Annotated in this window: 16 protein-coding genes, 5 tRNA genes and 1 rRNA gene; all 22 read right to left on the reverse strand. The window is 64.9% G+C overall.

All coding sequences use genetic code 11. From position 1 onward, the window contains the following. Position 1 precedes the first annotated feature (1 nt). Positions 2 to 808 (reverse strand): histidinol-phosphatase HisJ, encoded by an 807-nt coding sequence (gene hisJ / locus A9Z00_RS13430; RefSeq protein ID WP_296978447.1) that lies wholly within the window; start codon positions 806 to 808, stop codon positions 2 to 4. Between the two features lie 24 nt (positions 809 to 832). Next, complete coding sequence (gene hisIE, locus A9Z00_RS13435; RefSeq protein ID WP_296978449.1) at positions 833 to 1,507, reverse strand: bifunctional phosphoribosyl-AMP cyclohydrolase/phosphoribosyl-ATP diphosphatase HisIE; 675 nt, start codon at positions 1,505 to 1,507, stop codon at positions 833 to 835. Then, positions 1,504 to 2,262 (reverse strand): imidazole glycerol phosphate synthase subunit HisF, encoded by a 759-nt coding sequence (gene hisF, locus A9Z00_RS13440; RefSeq protein WP_296978450.1) that lies wholly within the window; start codon positions 2,260 to 2,262, stop codon positions 1,504 to 1,506. The genes hisIE and hisF overlap by 4 nt, the downstream gene beginning before the upstream one ends. 77 nt (positions 2,263 to 2,339) lie before the next feature. Next, on the reverse strand, positions 2,340 to 2,963 hold the full coding sequence (gene hisH / locus A9Z00_RS13445) for an imidazole glycerol phosphate synthase subunit HisH (protein ID WP_296978452.1): 624 nt from the start codon (positions 2,961 to 2,963) through the stop codon (positions 2,340 to 2,342). A 4-nt stretch (positions 2,964 to 2,967) separates the two neighbouring features. Next, positions 2,968 to 3,567: an imidazoleglycerol-phosphate dehydratase HisB gene (gene hisB, locus A9Z00_RS13450; protein WP_296978453.1), complete on the reverse strand. Its 600-nt coding sequence runs from the start codon at positions 3,565 to 3,567 to the stop codon at positions 2,968 to 2,970. Between the two features lie 4 nt (positions 3,568 to 3,571). Continuing rightward, positions 3,572 to 4,879 (reverse strand): histidinol dehydrogenase, encoded by a 1,308-nt coding sequence (gene hisD, locus A9Z00_RS13455; protein ID WP_296978455.1) that lies wholly within the window; start codon positions 4,877 to 4,879, stop codon positions 3,572 to 3,574. A 167-nt stretch (positions 4,880 to 5,046) separates the two neighbouring features. Further along, positions 5,047 to 5,670, reverse strand: a complete 624-nt coding sequence (gene hisG / locus A9Z00_RS13460; RefSeq protein ID WP_483316317.1) for an ATP phosphoribosyltransferase — start codon at positions 5,668 to 5,670, stop codon at positions 5,047 to 5,049. Between the two features lie 7 nt (positions 5,671 to 5,677). Next, positions 5,678 to 6,913, reverse strand: coding sequence for an ATP phosphoribosyltransferase regulatory subunit (locus A9Z00_RS13465; RefSeq protein WP_296978459.1), 1,236 nt, complete (start codon positions 6,911 to 6,913; stop codon positions 5,678 to 5,680). Between the two features lie 309 nt (positions 6,914 to 7,222). Beyond that, the gene (locus A9Z00_RS13470) at positions 7,223 to 7,870 is read right to left on the reverse strand and encodes a hypothetical protein (RefSeq protein ID WP_296978463.1); all 648 of its coding nucleotides are present in this window, start codon (positions 7,868 to 7,870) and stop codon (positions 7,223 to 7,225) included. Positions 7,871 to 7,944: 74 nt separating this feature from the next. Continuing rightward, positions 7,945 to 8,466, reverse strand: coding sequence for an acyltransferase (locus tag A9Z00_RS13475; protein ID WP_296978466.1), 522 nt, complete (start codon positions 8,464 to 8,466; stop codon positions 7,945 to 7,947). Next, positions 8,463 to 9,125 carry a pyrophosphatase PpaX gene (gene ppaX, locus A9Z00_RS13480; RefSeq protein WP_296978468.1) on the reverse strand — a complete coding sequence of 221 codons (663 nt, stop codon included), beginning with the start codon at positions 9,123 to 9,125 and terminating at the stop codon, positions 8,463 to 8,465. The genes A9Z00_RS13475 and ppaX overlap by 4 nt, the downstream gene beginning before the upstream one ends. Then, complete coding sequence (gene lgt, locus A9Z00_RS13485; protein WP_483316316.1) at positions 9,094 to 10,347, reverse strand: prolipoprotein diacylglyceryl transferase; 1,254 nt, start codon at positions 10,345 to 10,347, stop codon at positions 9,094 to 9,096. The genes ppaX and lgt overlap by 32 nt, the downstream gene beginning before the upstream one ends. 16 nt (positions 10,348 to 10,363) lie before the next feature. Continuing rightward, entirely contained in the window at positions 10,364 to 11,302 is a 939-nt protein-coding gene (gene hprK, locus A9Z00_RS13490; protein ID WP_296978471.1) for an HPr(Ser) kinase/phosphatase, read from the reverse strand. 185 nt (positions 11,303 to 11,487) lie between these two features. After that, entirely contained in the window at positions 11,488 to 12,609 is a 1,122-nt protein-coding gene (locus A9Z00_RS13495; protein WP_296978474.1) for an ABC transporter ATP-binding protein, read from the reverse strand. Between the two features lie 89 nt (positions 12,610 to 12,698). After that, a complete protein-coding gene (locus A9Z00_RS13500; RefSeq protein WP_296978477.1) occupies positions 12,699 to 13,799 on the reverse strand; it encodes a PucR family transcriptional regulator in 1,101 nt (366 codons plus the stop codon). Between the two features lie 210 nt (positions 13,800 to 14,009). Beyond that, a complete protein-coding gene (locus A9Z00_RS13505; protein WP_367189600.1) occupies positions 14,010 to 14,963 on the reverse strand; it encodes an MraY family glycosyltransferase in 954 nt (317 codons plus the stop codon). 140 nt (positions 14,964 to 15,103) lie between these two features. Then, positions 15,104 to 15,189: transfer RNA gene (locus A9Z00_RS13510), tRNA-Tyr, on the reverse strand. A 28-nt stretch (positions 15,190 to 15,217) separates the two neighbouring features. Then, positions 15,218 to 15,293 (reverse strand) — tRNA-Phe (locus A9Z00_RS13515). Positions 15,294 to 15,307: 14 nt separating this feature from the next. Continuing rightward, positions 15,308 to 15,384, reverse strand: a tRNA-Asp gene (locus A9Z00_RS13520). Positions 15,385 to 15,405: 21 nt separating this feature from the next. Next, positions 15,406 to 15,481: transfer RNA gene (locus tag A9Z00_RS13525), tRNA-Val, on the reverse strand. Between the two features lie 5 nt (positions 15,482 to 15,486). Next, a tRNA-Met gene (locus A9Z00_RS13530) sits at positions 15,487 to 15,563 on the reverse strand. Between the two features lie 94 nt (positions 15,564 to 15,657). Continuing rightward, positions 15,658 to 15,885: ribosomal RNA gene (locus A9Z00_RS13535) — 23S ribosomal RNA — on the reverse strand; the annotation flags it as partial.

A 15,885-nucleotide genomic window follows, 5' to 3' on the forward strand; every position in this document is an offset into this window, starting at 1 on the left:
TTCAAAAATCGACGGCAATCCGCCTGCGGCCCTCGAAAACCGCAAGCTGACGGCATCCGGCGGCCCTGAGCGCCTCCCGCGCCCGGTCGAGATACTGCGCGAGCCGTTCCGGCTGGTGCGCATCCGATCCGAGCGTGACCGGAATGCCGAGCCCGATCGCCTTCGCGAGCATCCGGTCCGACGGGAACATCTCCGCGCACGGCATCCGGAGCCCGGAGGCGTTCAGCTCGATCGCGAGGCCGGCCTTCGCGACCGCTTCGAGCGCCATGTCCTCGAGATGCGTCACGTCGCCCTCCGGCCGCACCCCGAAGCGCTTGACGACGTCGATGTGGCCGATCACGTCGTAGAAGCCGGTCGCCGCCGCCTTGCATACCGCGTCGTAATATTGCTCGTACACGTCCATCGGATCTTTGCCCTTCCAGCCGTCCGTCTGCCGGTAGTCCGTGATGTCCCATTCGCCGAGGAAATGGACCGAGCCGATCACGTAATCCCACGGATAACCGCGCACGATCCGCTCGATCGCCTCCTCGTGCCCCTCGATGTAGTCGGCCTCGATTCCGACGCGGACCGCGATCCGGTCCTTGTATTTTTCCTTGAGTTCCAACGCTTCTTCCACATAGCGCGGCAGCTCGTCCATCGGCATCGCCATGCCGGGCCAGTAGACGGCCGGATCGACATGGATGAGCGGCATATGGTCGGACAGGCCGATGTGGTCGAGCCCGATTTCGATCGCCCGCCGGATGTAATCCTCCAGCGTCCCTTCGGCGTGTCCGCACCGCACATGATGGGTATGGTAATCGATCTTCATGTTTCCCTCATCGCATCTTGTTCGTCATCGCATCTTGTTCGTCGTCGGCTTTCCCGCGCGGCTTTCCAGTTCCGCCAGCACGTCGTCCAGCGGCAGCCCGCGCTCCCTGAGCAGCACCAGCAGGTGGAACAGGAGATCCGCCGTCTCGTACCGCAGCTCCCCGTTGTCCCGGTTCTTCGCCGCGATGATCACCTCTGCCGTCTCCTCGCCGACTTTTTTCAGAATCTTGTCGAGGCCCTTCTCGAACAGATACGTCGTGTAGGCCCCCTCCGGCCGCTCCGCGTGGCGACTCGCGATGACCCGCTCCAGCTCGTTCAGCGCGCGGAACCGGTCGGCCGCCGGCTCGCGCCCGGCCTCCCCGTCCGCGGCGACGTCCCGGTGGAAGCAGCTATACCGGCCCGTGTGGCAGGCCGGCCCGATCTGCTCGACCCGGACAAGCAGCGCGTCGCCGTCGCAGTCGTATGCGATCGACCTCACCTTCTGCTTGTGCCCGCTGGTCGCACCCTTGTTCCAGAGCTCCCCGCGGGACCGGCTCCAGAACCAGGTCTCCCCGGTTTCCAGCGTCTTCGCGAGCGATTCGCGGTTCATGTATGCGAGCATCAGCACTTCCTTGCTGACCGCGTCCTGGACGACCGCGGGCACCAGCCCGTCATCGCCCCACCGGATGGCCGCCTCCAGCTCCGGATTCAGCCCGCTCATCGCACTTCCACTCCCCTGCGGCGCAGATCCGCCTTGACCTCGCCGATCGTCATTTCCTTGTAGTGGAACACCGAAGCCGCCAGGCCCGCATCCGCGAGCCCTTCCGTGAACACCTCGTAGAAGTGCTCGATCTTGCCGGCGCCGCCCGACGCGATGACCGGAATCGACACCCGCTCGGACACGGCCCGCGTCAACGCGATGTCGAAGCCGTCCTTCGTGCCGTCCCGGTCCATGCTGGTGAGCAGAATCTCGCCGGCGCCGAGCGCCTCGACCCGCTGCGCCCACTCGAGGGCGCGGATGCCGGTCGCCTTCCGGCCTCCGTGCGTGTAGACTTCCCATTCGCCCCATTCGGGATTGTACTTCGCATCAATCGCGACGACGATGCACTGCGCGCCGAAGATGCGCGAGCCTTCCGCGATCAGATCGGGGTTCTGCACCGCCGCCGTGTTGATGGCGATCTTGTCCGCTCCCGCGCGCAGCAGCGTCCGCATGTCATCGACATGCGCGATCCCGCCGCCGACGGTGAACGGAATCGTGATCTCGGCGGCCGTCCGCCGCACGACGTCGACCATCGTCTTCCGCCCCTCATGGGAGGCCGAAATGTCGAGGAAGACGAGCTCGTCCGCCCCTTCCCGGTCGTACGCCGCCGCGAGCTCGACCGGGTCGCCGGCGTCGCGCAGATTGACGAAGTTGACGCCCTTCACGACGCGGCCGTCCTTCACATCCAGACACGGGATGATCCGTTTTGCTAACATCGCAGCTCCTTTCCGCGCACAGAGTCCGGCCGGACCGGGCCCAAGCCCGCTTCCTTCCGGACCGCGCCTCTCCGGGTTTACGTCCCGCCGGTTCCCGCACCCGCAGTCAGCGCGAGGAACCGGCTGAGCAGCTTCATGCCCAGCTCGCCGCTTTTCTCGGGATGGAACTGCATCCCGTACAAGGATCCGCGGCCGACAATCGCCGCGACCGGACCGTGGTAATCGGTTGTCGCGATTAGATCGCCGCTATTCTCCGCCAGGACGTGATACGAATGCACGAAATAGACGTGACCGGGCTCGAGCCCGGCGGTCAGCGGGCTCTTCCGCTCGAACCTCAGCCGGTTCCAGCCCATGTGCGGCACCTTGAACGGTCCCCGGAACCGGACGACGCGGCCGGGCAGGAGCCCGAGCCCCTCGTGCCGGCCGTGCTCCTCGCTCTCGCCGAACAGGAGCTGCATCCCGAGGCAGATGCCGAGCATCGGCCGGCCCGACCGGGCGAACGCCTTCGCCGCCTCGTCCAGCCCGCTCGCGCGCAGGTTGCGCATCGCGTCGCCGAACGCGCCGACGCCGGGCAGAATCGCGCCGTCCGCGGCCAGGATTTCGTCGGGATCGCCGGTGACCTTCACCTCATGGCCGAGCCGTTCGACCGCCTTGCTGACGCTGTGCAGATTGCCCATGCCGTAATCGATGATCGCGATCATCCGCTCACAGCACTCCCTTGGTCGACGGGACGCCCGTAACGCGCGGATCGATGCTCGACGCTTCGTCCAGCGCCCGGCCCAGCGCCTTGAACACCGCCTCGATCATATGGTGGGTGTTGCGCCCGTAATGCACGATGACGTGCAGCGTCATGCGCGCTTCCAGCGCCAGCTTCCACAAAAATTCATGCACGAGCTCGACATGGAAGCTGCCGACCGTCTGCGACGGGTACTCGGCCCGGTACTCGAAGTGCGGCCGGTTGCTGATGTCGATCACGACCTGCGCCAGCGCCTCGTCCATCGGGACGAACGCGTTTCCGTAGCGCGTGATACCGCGCTTGTCGCCGAGCGCCTCGTGGATCGCCCGGCCGAGGCAAATGCCGATGTCCTCGACCGTGTGGTGGTCGTCGACATGCACGTCGCCCGTGGCCTGTACGTTCAAGTCGAAATGGCCGTGCTTCGCGAACAACTCGAGCATGTGGTTCAGGAACGGCACGTCCGTCTCGATCGACGTCTCCCCCGTGCCGTCGAGCGCGAAGCTCAGCGTAATGTCCGTTTCGCCTGTCTTGCGGGCGATGTTCGCCGCGCGTATGACCGGTTCCGTCATCGCTTCAGCCCTCTTTTCCACGATCTTGGTTTTGCTCCGCCTTCAGCCGGACCTCCACGGCCCGGGCGTGGGCTTCGAGCCCTTCCCGCCGGGCCAGCGTCATGATGTTGCCGCCGTGTTCAAGCAGCGCCTCCCGGCTGTAACGGATCAGGCTCGACTTCTTCACGAAGTCGTCGACGCCGAGCGCCGAGGCAAACCGCGCCGTGCCGTTCGTCGGCAGGATGTGGTTCGGCCCGGCGAAATAATCGCCGACCGGCTCCGTGCTGTACGCACCGAGGAAAATCGCGCCCGCGTTCTCGATCCGCCCGACGATGTCCATCGGGTCCGCCGTCATGATCTCGAGATGCTCCGGCGCGAGCCGGTTGACGACCTCGATCGCCTCCTCGAGGGAATCCGCCTTGAGAATCGCGCCGTAATCGTCGATCGACTTCCGCGCGATCGCCGCCCGCGGCAAATCGGCGAGCTGCCGCTCCACCTCGTCCCTGACCGCCCGGGCCAGCGCCTCGGACGTCGTCACGAGCACCGCGGACGCCATCTCGTCGTGCTCCGCCTGCGACAGCAGGTCGGCCGCGACGTACACGGGATCGGCCGTCTCGTCGGCCAGCACGACGATCTCGCTCGGCCCGGCGATGCTGTCGATGTCGACCGCGCCGTACACCTCGCGCTTCGCGAGCGCGACATAGATGTTGCCGGGACCGCAAATCTTGTCCACCGGCGCGATCGTCTCCGTGCCGTAGGCGAGCGCGGCGATCGCCTGCGCGCCGCCGACCCGGTAAATCTCCTTCACGCCCGCCTCGGCCGCCGCGACGAGAATGTACGGGTTGATGCCCGATTCGCCCCCCGTCGCCGGCGGCGTCACCATGACGATCTCGGGCACGCCGGCCACCTGCGCGGGAATGACGTTCATCAGGACGGACGACGGATAGGCCGCCTTTCCGCCCGGCACATAGACGCCGACCCGCCGGAGCGGACGGACGATCTGGCCGAGCAGCGTGCCGTCCGGCGACGGCTCCATCCACGACGTCCGCTTCTGCTTCTCGTGGAACGCGCGGATGTTCGCGGCCGCCTCGCGGATCGCCGCGAGGAACTCCCCGTCCACCCGTCCGTACGCCGCCCGGATCTCCTCCTCCGTCACCTTAAGCTCCGCCGGCGCGAGCTGGATGCGATCAAACCGCTCGGTGTACCGGAGCAGCGCCGCGTCGCCCTCCGCCCGAACCGCCGCGATGATCTCGCGCACCGCCGCGTTCTGCTCCGGGCTGCCGTATTCGATTTCGCGCTTCAGTTGGAATTCGCCCGCCGCCATGATGCGCATGGCCCACACCCCTCGTTGTGTGAATGTCCGCCTGCAATGTCGTGCATCCATGCACCGGATTCGCGGGGCCGTCATCGGAACGGCGAAGCCGTCCGTCTTCCGCCGCCCCGCGCTGACGTCCGTCAGCGCCGACGCCGGTCCCCGGCGTTCGCTCCGGCACACCGCGGTCACGACGAAGCCCTGCGCTGCAGCGTCTGTTGCAGCCGGTCGCACAGGGCCTGGATCGCCTCGTTCTTCATCCGGTAGCTGACCCGGTTCGCGATAAGCCGGCTCGTCACGTCGAACATGACCTCCATCTCGACGAGGCCGTTCTCGCGCAGCGTCGCGCCCGTCTCGACCATGTCGACGATCCGGTCCGCGAGGCCGACAAGCGGCGCCAGCTCGATCGAGCCGTTCAGCTTGATGACCTCGACCTGCTGCCCGCGCTCGCGGAAATATTGCGCCGCGACGTTCGGATACTTCGTCGCGACGCGCGGATGGACGACCGGCTTCCAGTCCGGCAGCCCGATCACCGACATCCGGCACTTCGCGATGCCGAGATCGAGCAGCTCGTAGACGTCCTTGTTCTCTTCCATCAACACGTCCTTGCCGACGACGCCGATGTCGGCCACGCCGTACTCGACATAGGTCGGCACGTCGACCGGCTTGGCCATGATGAACGACATCCCCGCCTCGGGGACATCAAAGATCAGCCTGCGGCTGTCGTCGAAGTCGTCCGGGATCGGGAATCCCGCGTCCCGGAACAGCTGCGATGCCTGTTTGTAGATGCGTCCCTTCGGCATCGCGACCATCAGCGTGTCACGCACCGCCGTCACCTCCCGCGGCCGCCGGTCCGAAGAAGCGCTCGAACCGCTCGTACGCCGCGCCGTTGTACCGGATCGGTCCGTCCCCGCGGCGCGACTGCTCCAGCGCCTCGGCCTCCGCGACCGTCATCCGCGCCGTCACGGCGACGAGCCCCTCGGCGCGCAGGCGGCCCGCTTCGGCCAGCGCCGCGTTTCTCCCGGCCGCGTCGTAGCCGATCAGCACCCGGCCCCGGCCCGTGTCGTCCGCGCCGCCGTCCACGAGATCGAGGATGCGCGTCGTCTTCAGCGCGAAGCCGGTCGCCGGAGCCGGCCGGCCGAACTGCGCCAGCAGGTTGTCATACCGGCCCCCGCTCGCGACGGGGAACCCGAGATCCGCCGCGTACCCCTCGAACGTCATGCCGGTATAATAGGAAAAATCTCCGATCATCGTCAGATCGATCAGCACGTGCTCCGTCACGCCGTATGCGTCGAGCACGTCCCAGATCGCGCACAGGTGGTCCATCGCCTGCCGCGCCGCGGGGTCCGGACTCAGCTCCTTCGCCTGGCGGCACGTCTCCCGGCCGCCGCGCAGCCGCAGGATATCCTCGAGATCCCGCTCCGCCTGCGGCGGCAGCCCGAGCGAGCGAAGCCGCTCCCGGTATCCGACGTGGTCGCGGCGAAGCAGGTGGGCCTTCAGCTCCTCCTGCGCCTCCGCATCGCCGCTGAGCTTCTCACGCAGCAGCCCGTTCAGGAAGCCGACATGGCCGATCGCGATCTTGAACCGCTCCACGCCTGCCGCCTGGAGCGAAGCGATCGCGAGCGCGACGACCTCGGCGTCGGCGTCGGGCGACGGATCGCCGATCAGCTCGACGCCGGTCTGGAAAAACTCCGCTTCCCGGCCCGCCTCCTCCTCGATCGAGCGGAACACGTTCGCGTGGTAGGAGAGCCGGAGCGGCAGCGGCGCATCCCGGAGCAGCGACGCGGCGACGCGCGCGATCGGCGCCGTCATGTCGGAGCGCAGCACGAGCGTCATGCCCCGGTTGTTGAGCAGCTTGAACAGCTTGCTGTCCGACGTTGCGCTCGCGACGCCCACCGTGTCGTAATATTCCATGGTCGGCGTCATGATCTGCTCGTAGCCCCAGCGTCTCATGCAGTCGAGCACCCGCATTTCGATGTGCCGGAGCTTCGCCACGATATGGGGCAGATAGTCCCTGACGCCGGCCGGTTTCTCGAAACCTTTCGGTTTGGCCATGATGGAGTCACCCGCTGATGCTTCATCGAGTTAAAGCGTTAATATGCTACCATGCTACCAAAATAAAGGAGTTGATCGTATCGTAACACGGAAGGGCGGCCCCGTCAAGCCGGGTCCGCCCCCTGTCACGATTTCGCCACTCCCCTGTCCATCATTCATCCTATTATTTCCTGACGGATGCAACACCGATACAACCTCCGAACCGCCGCCCGACGCCGCGGGCCGGCACGCAGCGTCAGCCGGTTCTTTCACCGGCGACGGGCCGGCGCGGCGCTCCGCTGTCCCGCTTGTCGTCACGTCCGGCACCCGTCACGCCCGGTACCTCCGCCTCCGGATCGCCCGCGTGAACAGCCAGGACAGCAGCACCGCGAGCGCAAGTCCGCCGGACCACAGCACCGCCGGCTTCGTCGCTTCCCGGACGGTCGGACGCCGCGCGGATGGCCCGTCCTCCGGCACGAGCCGCTCGTAGATCGTCTTCACCTTCAACCCGTATCGGGCGAGATACCGGTCCACTTCCTCCTGGCTGAAGTACGACGATTCCGCCCTGCCGTTCTTCAGCTTGATACAGCCGAGAGAGCCGCCGGCGATCGCATGGCCGCCGACTTCCGTCCTGCGGAGCAGCACGAGATAGGTGGATCCTTTGTCCAGCTCGCCTTGCCCGTCTTCCCGCGGGACCAGCGCCGTCATCTCCGATTTCCGGTCGAGCCCTCCCTTGATCGGAATGTCGACGCGGAACGTGTACCGGCGGTCCGCTTCTCCTTCCGCCGTCCGGCCGGTCACCGTGCCGACGAACACGATGTCCGCCCGGACCGACAGCTCGTCGAGGGACGGCATCGGGAATTGAAGCGCTTCCACGTTGGGGGACGCCCAAACTGCGCCGATCAGCGCCGCCCCCATGGCGAACAGCACGGCAAGCCAGACCCGTACGCGCCGGTCGCAACTCCGAATCCGGTGCAAATGTGCCCCTCCCCGTCGCAGCGCATGCCCTTGTAACATATGACGCAAGGGGCGGCGGGACGTTGCGCCGGTTTCTAATTTTTTTCTTCCGAACGCCCGTCGGCGTCCGCTCCCGCGTCCTTCCGGAGATCCCGCAGCGGATTGCCGCCGACGAACGCACCGGGCGGCACGTCCCGGTGCACGACGGAGCCGGCCGCGACGACGGCGCCGTCGCCGATCGTCACGCCGGGCAGGATCGTCACGTTCGCGCCGATCATCACGTTGTCTCCGATCACAACGTCCCCGAGCCGGTATTCATCGATCAGATACTCATGCGCGAGTATCGTCGTGTTGTAACCGATGATCGTGTTGTTGCCGACCCTGATTCGTTCGGGAAAGAAGACATCCACCATCACCATGAGGCCGAACGCCGTATGCCGGCCGACCTTCATGCCGAGCACCCGCCGGTAGATCCAGTTCTTGAACGGAAGTGAAGGCGAGTAGCGGGCCAGCTGGATGAAAATGAAATTCCGCACCGCCTTCATCCGGCTGACCGTCTTGTACACCTGCCACAGCGAATTCGGTCCCTCGACCGGATAGCGCTCCAGCTTCCTCACGGCGCCCCCCGCTCCAATCCCGCAAGTTCGTACAGGTCACGCATGTCGCGGATGATGTGCTGCGCGCCCGCGTCCAGCAGCACGCGTTCGCCCTTGAGCGACCAGGCGACGCCGACCGGCACGGCCCCGGCCGCGACGGCCGACTCCATGTCGGCCGGGCTGTCGCCGACCATGAGCGTCCGGCGGGGGCTTGCGCCGAGCGCCCCGAGCGCTTTGAGCACCGGTTCGGGATGCGGCTTCGGATGCGCCACGTCGTCGAGCGACACGACGGTATCCATGTAGCCGTCGATGCCCGTCAGCTTCATGCCGAGCATCGCCGTCATCCGCCACTTCGTCGTGACGACGCCGAGTTTGAGCCCCTCCGCCTTGAGCCGCTCCAGCACCTCGGCCACATGCGGGAATGCCTTCACCAGCGCGTCATGTTCGCGCAGATTGTATTCCCGGTACGCCTTGACCAGATCCTCGACATCATCCCGGCCGCTAAACAGCCGAAGCTGCTCCCTCAGCGGCTTGCCCATGTGCGGAATGATGTGCTCCCGGCCGAACTCCGGCGGCACCACGCCGCGCAGCGCATGGAACATGGAACGGATGATCAGTTCGTTCGTATCGAGAATCGTCCCGTCCAGATCAAACAGAACGGCTTCCATTCGCGTCGTCATCGTGCTGCGTTCCTTTCATGCCGTCCGCTGCATCGGACCGTGCTTTGTTCGCCGGCCGCTCCCCGTCTTCCGGCGTCCCGGGCGCATCCTTCTCCCGTCGTTCCGGACCGCCGGCCGCCGCGCGATCCCGCCGGTCCGGGCTTCCCGCGGCCTGCGCATCGTCCGCCTCCCGCCGTTTCGGGCTTCCCATGGCCGGCGCTCCATCCGCCTCCGGCTCGCCGTCCGCGCCGTCGCGCCGCTCGTCCGCCGGCTCCCGATCCCCGCGCGGCTTCCCCGTCAGCGGCAGCTCGACCGGGCCTTCGGGCCGCCGCACGACGATCGGGTCGGCATACCGCTCCTTCGCGGCGCCGCTCAGGCGTCGGTACACGATGAGCGCGACGCACCCCAGCACGAGCAGGACGGCGAGCAGCTGCGACGTGCGCACATTGCCGTAATTCGGATCGAGATCCCCCTGCTCGAACAGGGCGGTCATCGGCGACCAGAGTCCGTTCAGCAGCGAAGCCAGCCAGTCCGGGCCCTTGAAGGCGAGGCTGTCGGTCCTGAGGCCTTCGATGAAGAACCGTCCGGTCGAATACCAGATGATGTAGCCGAGGAAAATTTCGCCCGCCCTCACGAACGCCTGACGCCGAAGCACGAACAGCAGCACGATCCCCAGGAAACTCCAGATCGACTCGTACAGGAACGTCGGGTGGCGGTACATGCCTTCGATGTACATCTGATTGACGATGAAATCCGGCAGATGAAGCGTATTCCGGAGGAACGATTCCTCGACGGGGCCGCCGTACGCTTCCTGGTTGACGAAGTTGCCCCAGCGGCCGATCATCTGACCGATCAGAAACGACGGCGCGCAGATGTCGGCCATCCGCCAGAACGGATATCCCTTCACGACGACGTAGATGCCGCCGCTCAAGACGGCGCCGATCAGCGCGCCGTAGATCGCGATCCCGCCGTGCCAGATCGCGAAGATCTCCCAGGGGTTGTCCCGGTAATGCTCCCACTGGAACGCCACATAGTAGGCGCGCGCCCCGATCAGCGCGCACGGCGTGCCGATCAGCATCAGATCCATGAACAGATCCGACGTGATGCCGAACCTGCGCCCTTCCCGGATCGCAAAGACGAGGCCGAGCAATGCCCCGAAGCCGATGATCGTGCCGTACCAGGTCAGATTGATCGGCCCGAGCCGAAGCAGGACCGGATCAATCGCCAGTGCGAAAGACTGCATGTAGCCGTCCGCCCCCTCATTCGAAGTCATCCACGTCTTCGGCGATGGTCTCCGTCAACTTGTTCGTGAATTGGAGCGCGGCGTTGTATCCCATCCGCTTCAGCCGGTAGTTCATTGCCGCCACCTCGACGATGACCGCGAGGTTCCGGCCCGGCCGGACCGGAATCGTGACCAGCGGCACGTCGGTATCGATGATGCGGGTCATCTCCTCGTCCAGCCCGAGGCGGTCGTACTGCTTCTCCTGCTGCCAGTTCTCGAGCCGGATGACCATCTCGATCCGCTTCTGCGTCCGGATCGCGCCGGCGCCGAACAGCGTCATCACGTTGATGATGCCCAGGCCGCGGATTTCCAGCAGATAGCGGATCAGCTCCGGAGCGGAGCCGTACAGATGCCCGTCCGACGTCTGAATGATCTCGACCGCGTCATCGGCGACGAGCCGGTGGCCGCGCTTGACCAGCTCCAGCGCCGTCTCGCTCTTGCCGATGCCGCTGGAACCGGTGATGAGCATGCCGATGCCGTACACGTCGACCAGCACGCCGTGAATCGTCGCGGTCGGCGCCAGTTTCTGCTCGAGGAAGCCGGTCATTTTGCTGATCAGGTAGGTGGTGGCCATCGAGGAGCGAAGCACGGGAATCTTCTTCAGGTTGGCCTGCTCGATCAGCTCCTCCGGCACGTCAAGTCCGCGCGTCACGATGATGCACGGCGTCTCGTCGCGGCAGAGCCGGCGCATCCGGTCCTTCCGGATCTCCGGATCGAGCGTCTGGAAAAATGTCAGCTCGGTGCGGCCGAGAATCTGGATGCGTTCGCCCGGATAATGATCGAAATATCCCGCCATCTCAAGGCCGGGGCGATGCAGGTCGTCCACCGTGATGGTGCGGTTCAGACCCTCCGCCCCCGCCACGACTTCCAGTTGGTATTGCTTGACCAATACGGATACTTTGACGGACTTTGCCAACGTCCTGTCCTCCTTGCCGCCTGCCGTGTCGCGGCCCTGATGCTGACGTGAAGCCCGGAGGCTTCCGCCTGCCGCCCTTTACCATCGTAACCGATCGGATGGCTTTGCGCAACGCGGGCCGTCCGGACAACAGCAAAAGCCGCCCCTAAGGGGCGGCTTGCATTGCGTACCGCAGATCCTCCGGATCAGTTCTCGAACACGTTCAGCTCCGTCTCCGGATCGAAGATATGAATCTTGTTCATGTCAATCGCGAGCTTGACGTTCGCGCCTTCCTTCACGTCGGAGCGGGCATCGAGACGCGCGATGACGGTATCGCTGCCGAGGCCGGCGAGGTAGACGTTCTTCTCGTGACCGAGGTTTTCCACGACTTCCGCCATCGCCGAGACGATGCTGTTCGGCGACGCGTCCAGGAAGATCGGCTCGTCATGGAAGTCTTCCGGACGGACGCCCAGGATGACTTCCTTGTTCACATAGCCCTTCTCGCGGATGATCGACGCCTTGCCCTCCGTCAGCACGACATCGAGACCATCCGCCTTGAAGTGCACGGCGCCGTCGCGCTCGTAGAGTCCACCCTTGATGAAGTTCATCGAAGGCGATCCGATGAAGCCGGCGACGAACATGTTGATCGGATGATTGTACAGCGTCTCCGGCGTGTCCGCCTGCTGGATGACGCCGTCCTTCATGACGACGATCCGGTCGCCCATCGTCATCGCTTCGATCTGGTCGTGCGTGACGTAGATGACGGTCGTCTCAAGCCGCTTCGCGAGCTTCGAGATTTCCGCGCGCATCTGTCCGCGCAGCTTCGCGTCCAGGTTGGAGAGCGGTTCGTCCATCAGGAACACCTGCGGCTCGCGGACGATGGCACGGCCGAGCGCAACGCGCTGCCGCTGACCGCCGGAGAGCGCTTTCGGCTTCCGGTCCAGCAGGTGCTCGATATCGAGGATTCTCGCTGCCTCGCGGACCCGCTTGTCGATTTCGGACTTCTTGAACTTCCGCAGCTTCAGACCGAACGCCATGTTCTGATAGACGTTCATGTGCGGGTACAGCGCGTAGGATTGGAACACCATCGCGATGTCCCGGTCCTTCGGCGCGACGTCGTTCACGAGCCGGTCGCCGATGTACAGCTTGCCTTCCGAGATTTCCTCGAGCCCTGCGATCATCCGCAGCGTCGTCGACTTGCCGCAGCCGGACGGGCCGACGAGGACGAGGAACTCCTTGTCCTTGATGTCGAGGTTGAAGTCCTTGACCGCCGGTACCTCGGAGCCGGGATAGCGTTTGTAGACGTGTTCCAGACGTACGCCTGCCATGCTCTCTTCCCCCTAAGCCCTTGAATGGAATGCTACCACCATCTTAGCGCACCGCAGGTGCCCAAGAAAATGCACAAACCCTACAAAAATCACGTCCTTCTTTTCGTTATTTTGTACAATAGCAGAAGGATCCTCACCAGCACGGCATCCCGGAACAGACGTACGTCCAGACCGGTCTCCTGCTTCAGCTTGTCCAACCGGTACAGCAGCGTGTTGCGGTGGATGAACAGCTGCTTCGCCGTATCGCTCACGTTGCAGTTCATCGCGAAAAACGTCTCCAGCGTCGTCACCATCTCCGGCTCGAACAGCAGCTCCGTGCGGCTGGCGGCCTCCTCGATGAAGCGAAGCCGCTGTTCGTCCGGCACGCTGCTGAGCAGCCGCTCGAGATGGATGTTCCAGGGGACATGGACCGTGTCGCCCTGGTGAAAACGGCGCCCGAGCGCCACCGTCTCGCGCAGCAGATGCACCGTCTCGACGATCGCCTCCGCCGGTTCGATCGGATGGGAGACCGCGATATGGTTTTCGCCGAGCCATTCGTCCGCCAGCATGTCGTGCATGCCGCGGGCGATGCCCTCCAGCAGCTCCTCCGGCGTCTCATCGACGCCCTCACCGTCGAGCAGCGCGGCCGGCGCCAGGATCAGCCATTCCTGCTCGCGCAGCGGCACAAGCAGGACGTCCGTCTCGAGGTAGGCCAGGAGCAGCTTCTCCAGCTCCCCGTCGCTCGCCCGCGCCCCGTGGTCGACCAGCAGCAGGAACGGGATCCATTCGGCGCTGAGCCTGCCGTCCGGGTTGAGATCGTCGGGGACGACCGCCTTCAGGCGACCCGCGGCGATCCGCTCCTGAATCCACTCGCCGAGCCGGCGCATATCCCGATCCGACGGCCGCTCCGGTCCTTCGTCCGGCTCGTCCGCACGATCCAGCTCCTCAAGCAGCCATTCGAGCAACAGTTCCTCGCGTCCGGTCAGCTCGCCCGGCTGAAGATCGACGTATTCCACGCGATCCCGGGCGGCGTGCACGATGAGCCGAATCCGGCCGTCCGGCAGCCGGATCCGGCTGCCGCTCCGGACCGTCCCGTCAGGCCCGGCATCGGAGGCCGGCCGGGCGGCGTCCGTTTCGACGGCTCCGGGCCTTGCCGTCACGATCGGCGCGCCGAGCAGCGTTTCCAGTCTCGTTTTCCGGTACGAATCCATTGCAACGCTCCCAATCGACACCCGAATTAAGGTTATTGTAGCACATCCGGAGCGTTGTCTGTCAGCCGGGCCTGCGGCATGATGATTTCGGCAATGTTGATTATTAGCCTGTCCTCGTCAAATCCGTATTGCCCGGTCACGATCGTTGAACATCCTGCCCTGTCGGATATTCGCAAGAACCGGGCTCGCGTCGAAATGAACGGCGGGCGGTTACGCGCCCCAGGCGAGCAGCAGCACGATCGACAGCAGAGCGAACACGATGGAGAGCAGATAAAGGAACGAGACGGTCTGAATCTGGGTGAGCCCCCACCGCATCAGCGCGTGGTGCGTGTGGAGATTGTCCGCCTTGTGCAGCCCGCGGCCGTCGGCGAGCCTGCGCGCCATGACGACGATCGTGTCCATGATCGGAACGCCGAGCGCCAGCATCGGAACCAGAATCGTGATCAGCGTCGCCTTTTTGAACGATCCTTCCACGGCGATCAGCGAAAGCGCATAGCCGATGAAGGCCGCACCCGCATCCCCCATGAAGATGCGGGCGGGATGGAAGTTGTAGGCGAGAAAAGCGGCGCACGCGCCGAACAGGATGAGCGCCAGCATCGCCGTGTCGTGCTGATCCCGGATCACGGCCGTCAGGAACAGCGTAAGCGACGAGATCATGGAGACACCGGCGGCCAACCCGTCCACGCCGTCGATGAAATTGATCATATTCGTAAGCGCGAAGATCCACGCGACGGTCGCCGCGACCGAAGCCCACTCCGGCAGCATGATCATGCCGTCCAGACCGGGCGCGGACAGGCCGAGAATGCGAATGTCGAGCAGCACCGGCACGAACGCGGCCGCCAGATAGACGACCACGCGGGGCCAGATCGGAAATTCGTACCCCTTCGCCTTCGCCGTATCGTCAAGCAGACCGATGAATACGACGAGCAGCCCGCCAACCGCGAGCGCGACCGAGAGGGGCGTGTTTCCGCCGAACAGTAGCATGGCCCCCGCGGTCGCCGCGTAGATTGCGGCGCCGCCGAGCAGCGGTACGGGCGCGGCATGCACCTTGCGCGGCCCCGGCATGTCCACATAACCGTGCCGCAGCGCGAACCGCGTCACGTACGGCACGATCGCCAGCACGGCACCGAACGCAACCAATGCGCTGATGACCGCAAGCAGCATCGTCCCACCCCGATTTGACGGTTCCATCTGGCCATAGCTTGCCCTGATGTCGCCCTGCTAAAACCGGCGGGCCACGATGCACCGGCATGAACATGCGAAAAGGCCTCCCGCAATCATGCGGGAGGCCTGAATCGTTGAAGTGGTGGAGGGTGATGGATTCGAACCACCGAACCCGTCAGGGAGCAGATTTACAGTCTGCCGCGTTTGGCCACTTCGCTAACCCTCCAGGATAAACAAACGCCAGGGTGCGAACATGGTGGCTCGGGACGGAATCGAACCGCCGACACGAGGATTTTCAGTCCTCTGCTCTACCAACTGAGCTACCGAGCCTTGTTGAAAAGGGATGGCGGAGCCGACGGGATTCGAACCCGCGATCTCCTGCGTGACAGGCAGGCATGTTAGGCCTCTACACCACGGCTCCGCGATATTCAGATTTCAATCATGGTGGAGGCTGACGGGATCGAACCGCCGACCCTCTGCTTGTAAGGCAGATGCTCTCCCAGCTGAGCTAAGCCTCCGGATATGGTAGCGGCAGAGGGCCTCGAACCCCCGACCTCACGGGTATGAACCGTACGCTCTAGCCAACTGAGCTATGCCGCCATATGACAGGGGCTTTACCGCCGCAAGGGCCGCGGTTCCCCCGCTTGCACCCTGAAAACCGGATGCGAATGTGGGCGAGATGCCGGAGATGGATCAGGATAAGCCCTCGACCGATTAGTATTCGTCAGCTTCACGCGTTGCCGCGCTTCCACCCCGAACCTATCGACCTGGTCATCTTCCAGGGGTCTTACCGGCCTGCGCCGTGGGAAATCTCATCTTGAGGGGGGCTTCGCGCTTAGATGCTTTCAGCGCTTATCCCTTCCGTACTTGGCTACCCAGCGGTGCTCCTGGCGGAACAACTGGTACACCAGCGGTACGTCCG

This window comes from Thermobacillus sp. ZCTH02-B1 (assembly GCF_002159085.1).
Classification (GTDB): domain Bacteria; phylum Bacillota; class Bacilli; order Paenibacillales; family Paenibacillaceae; genus Thermobacillus.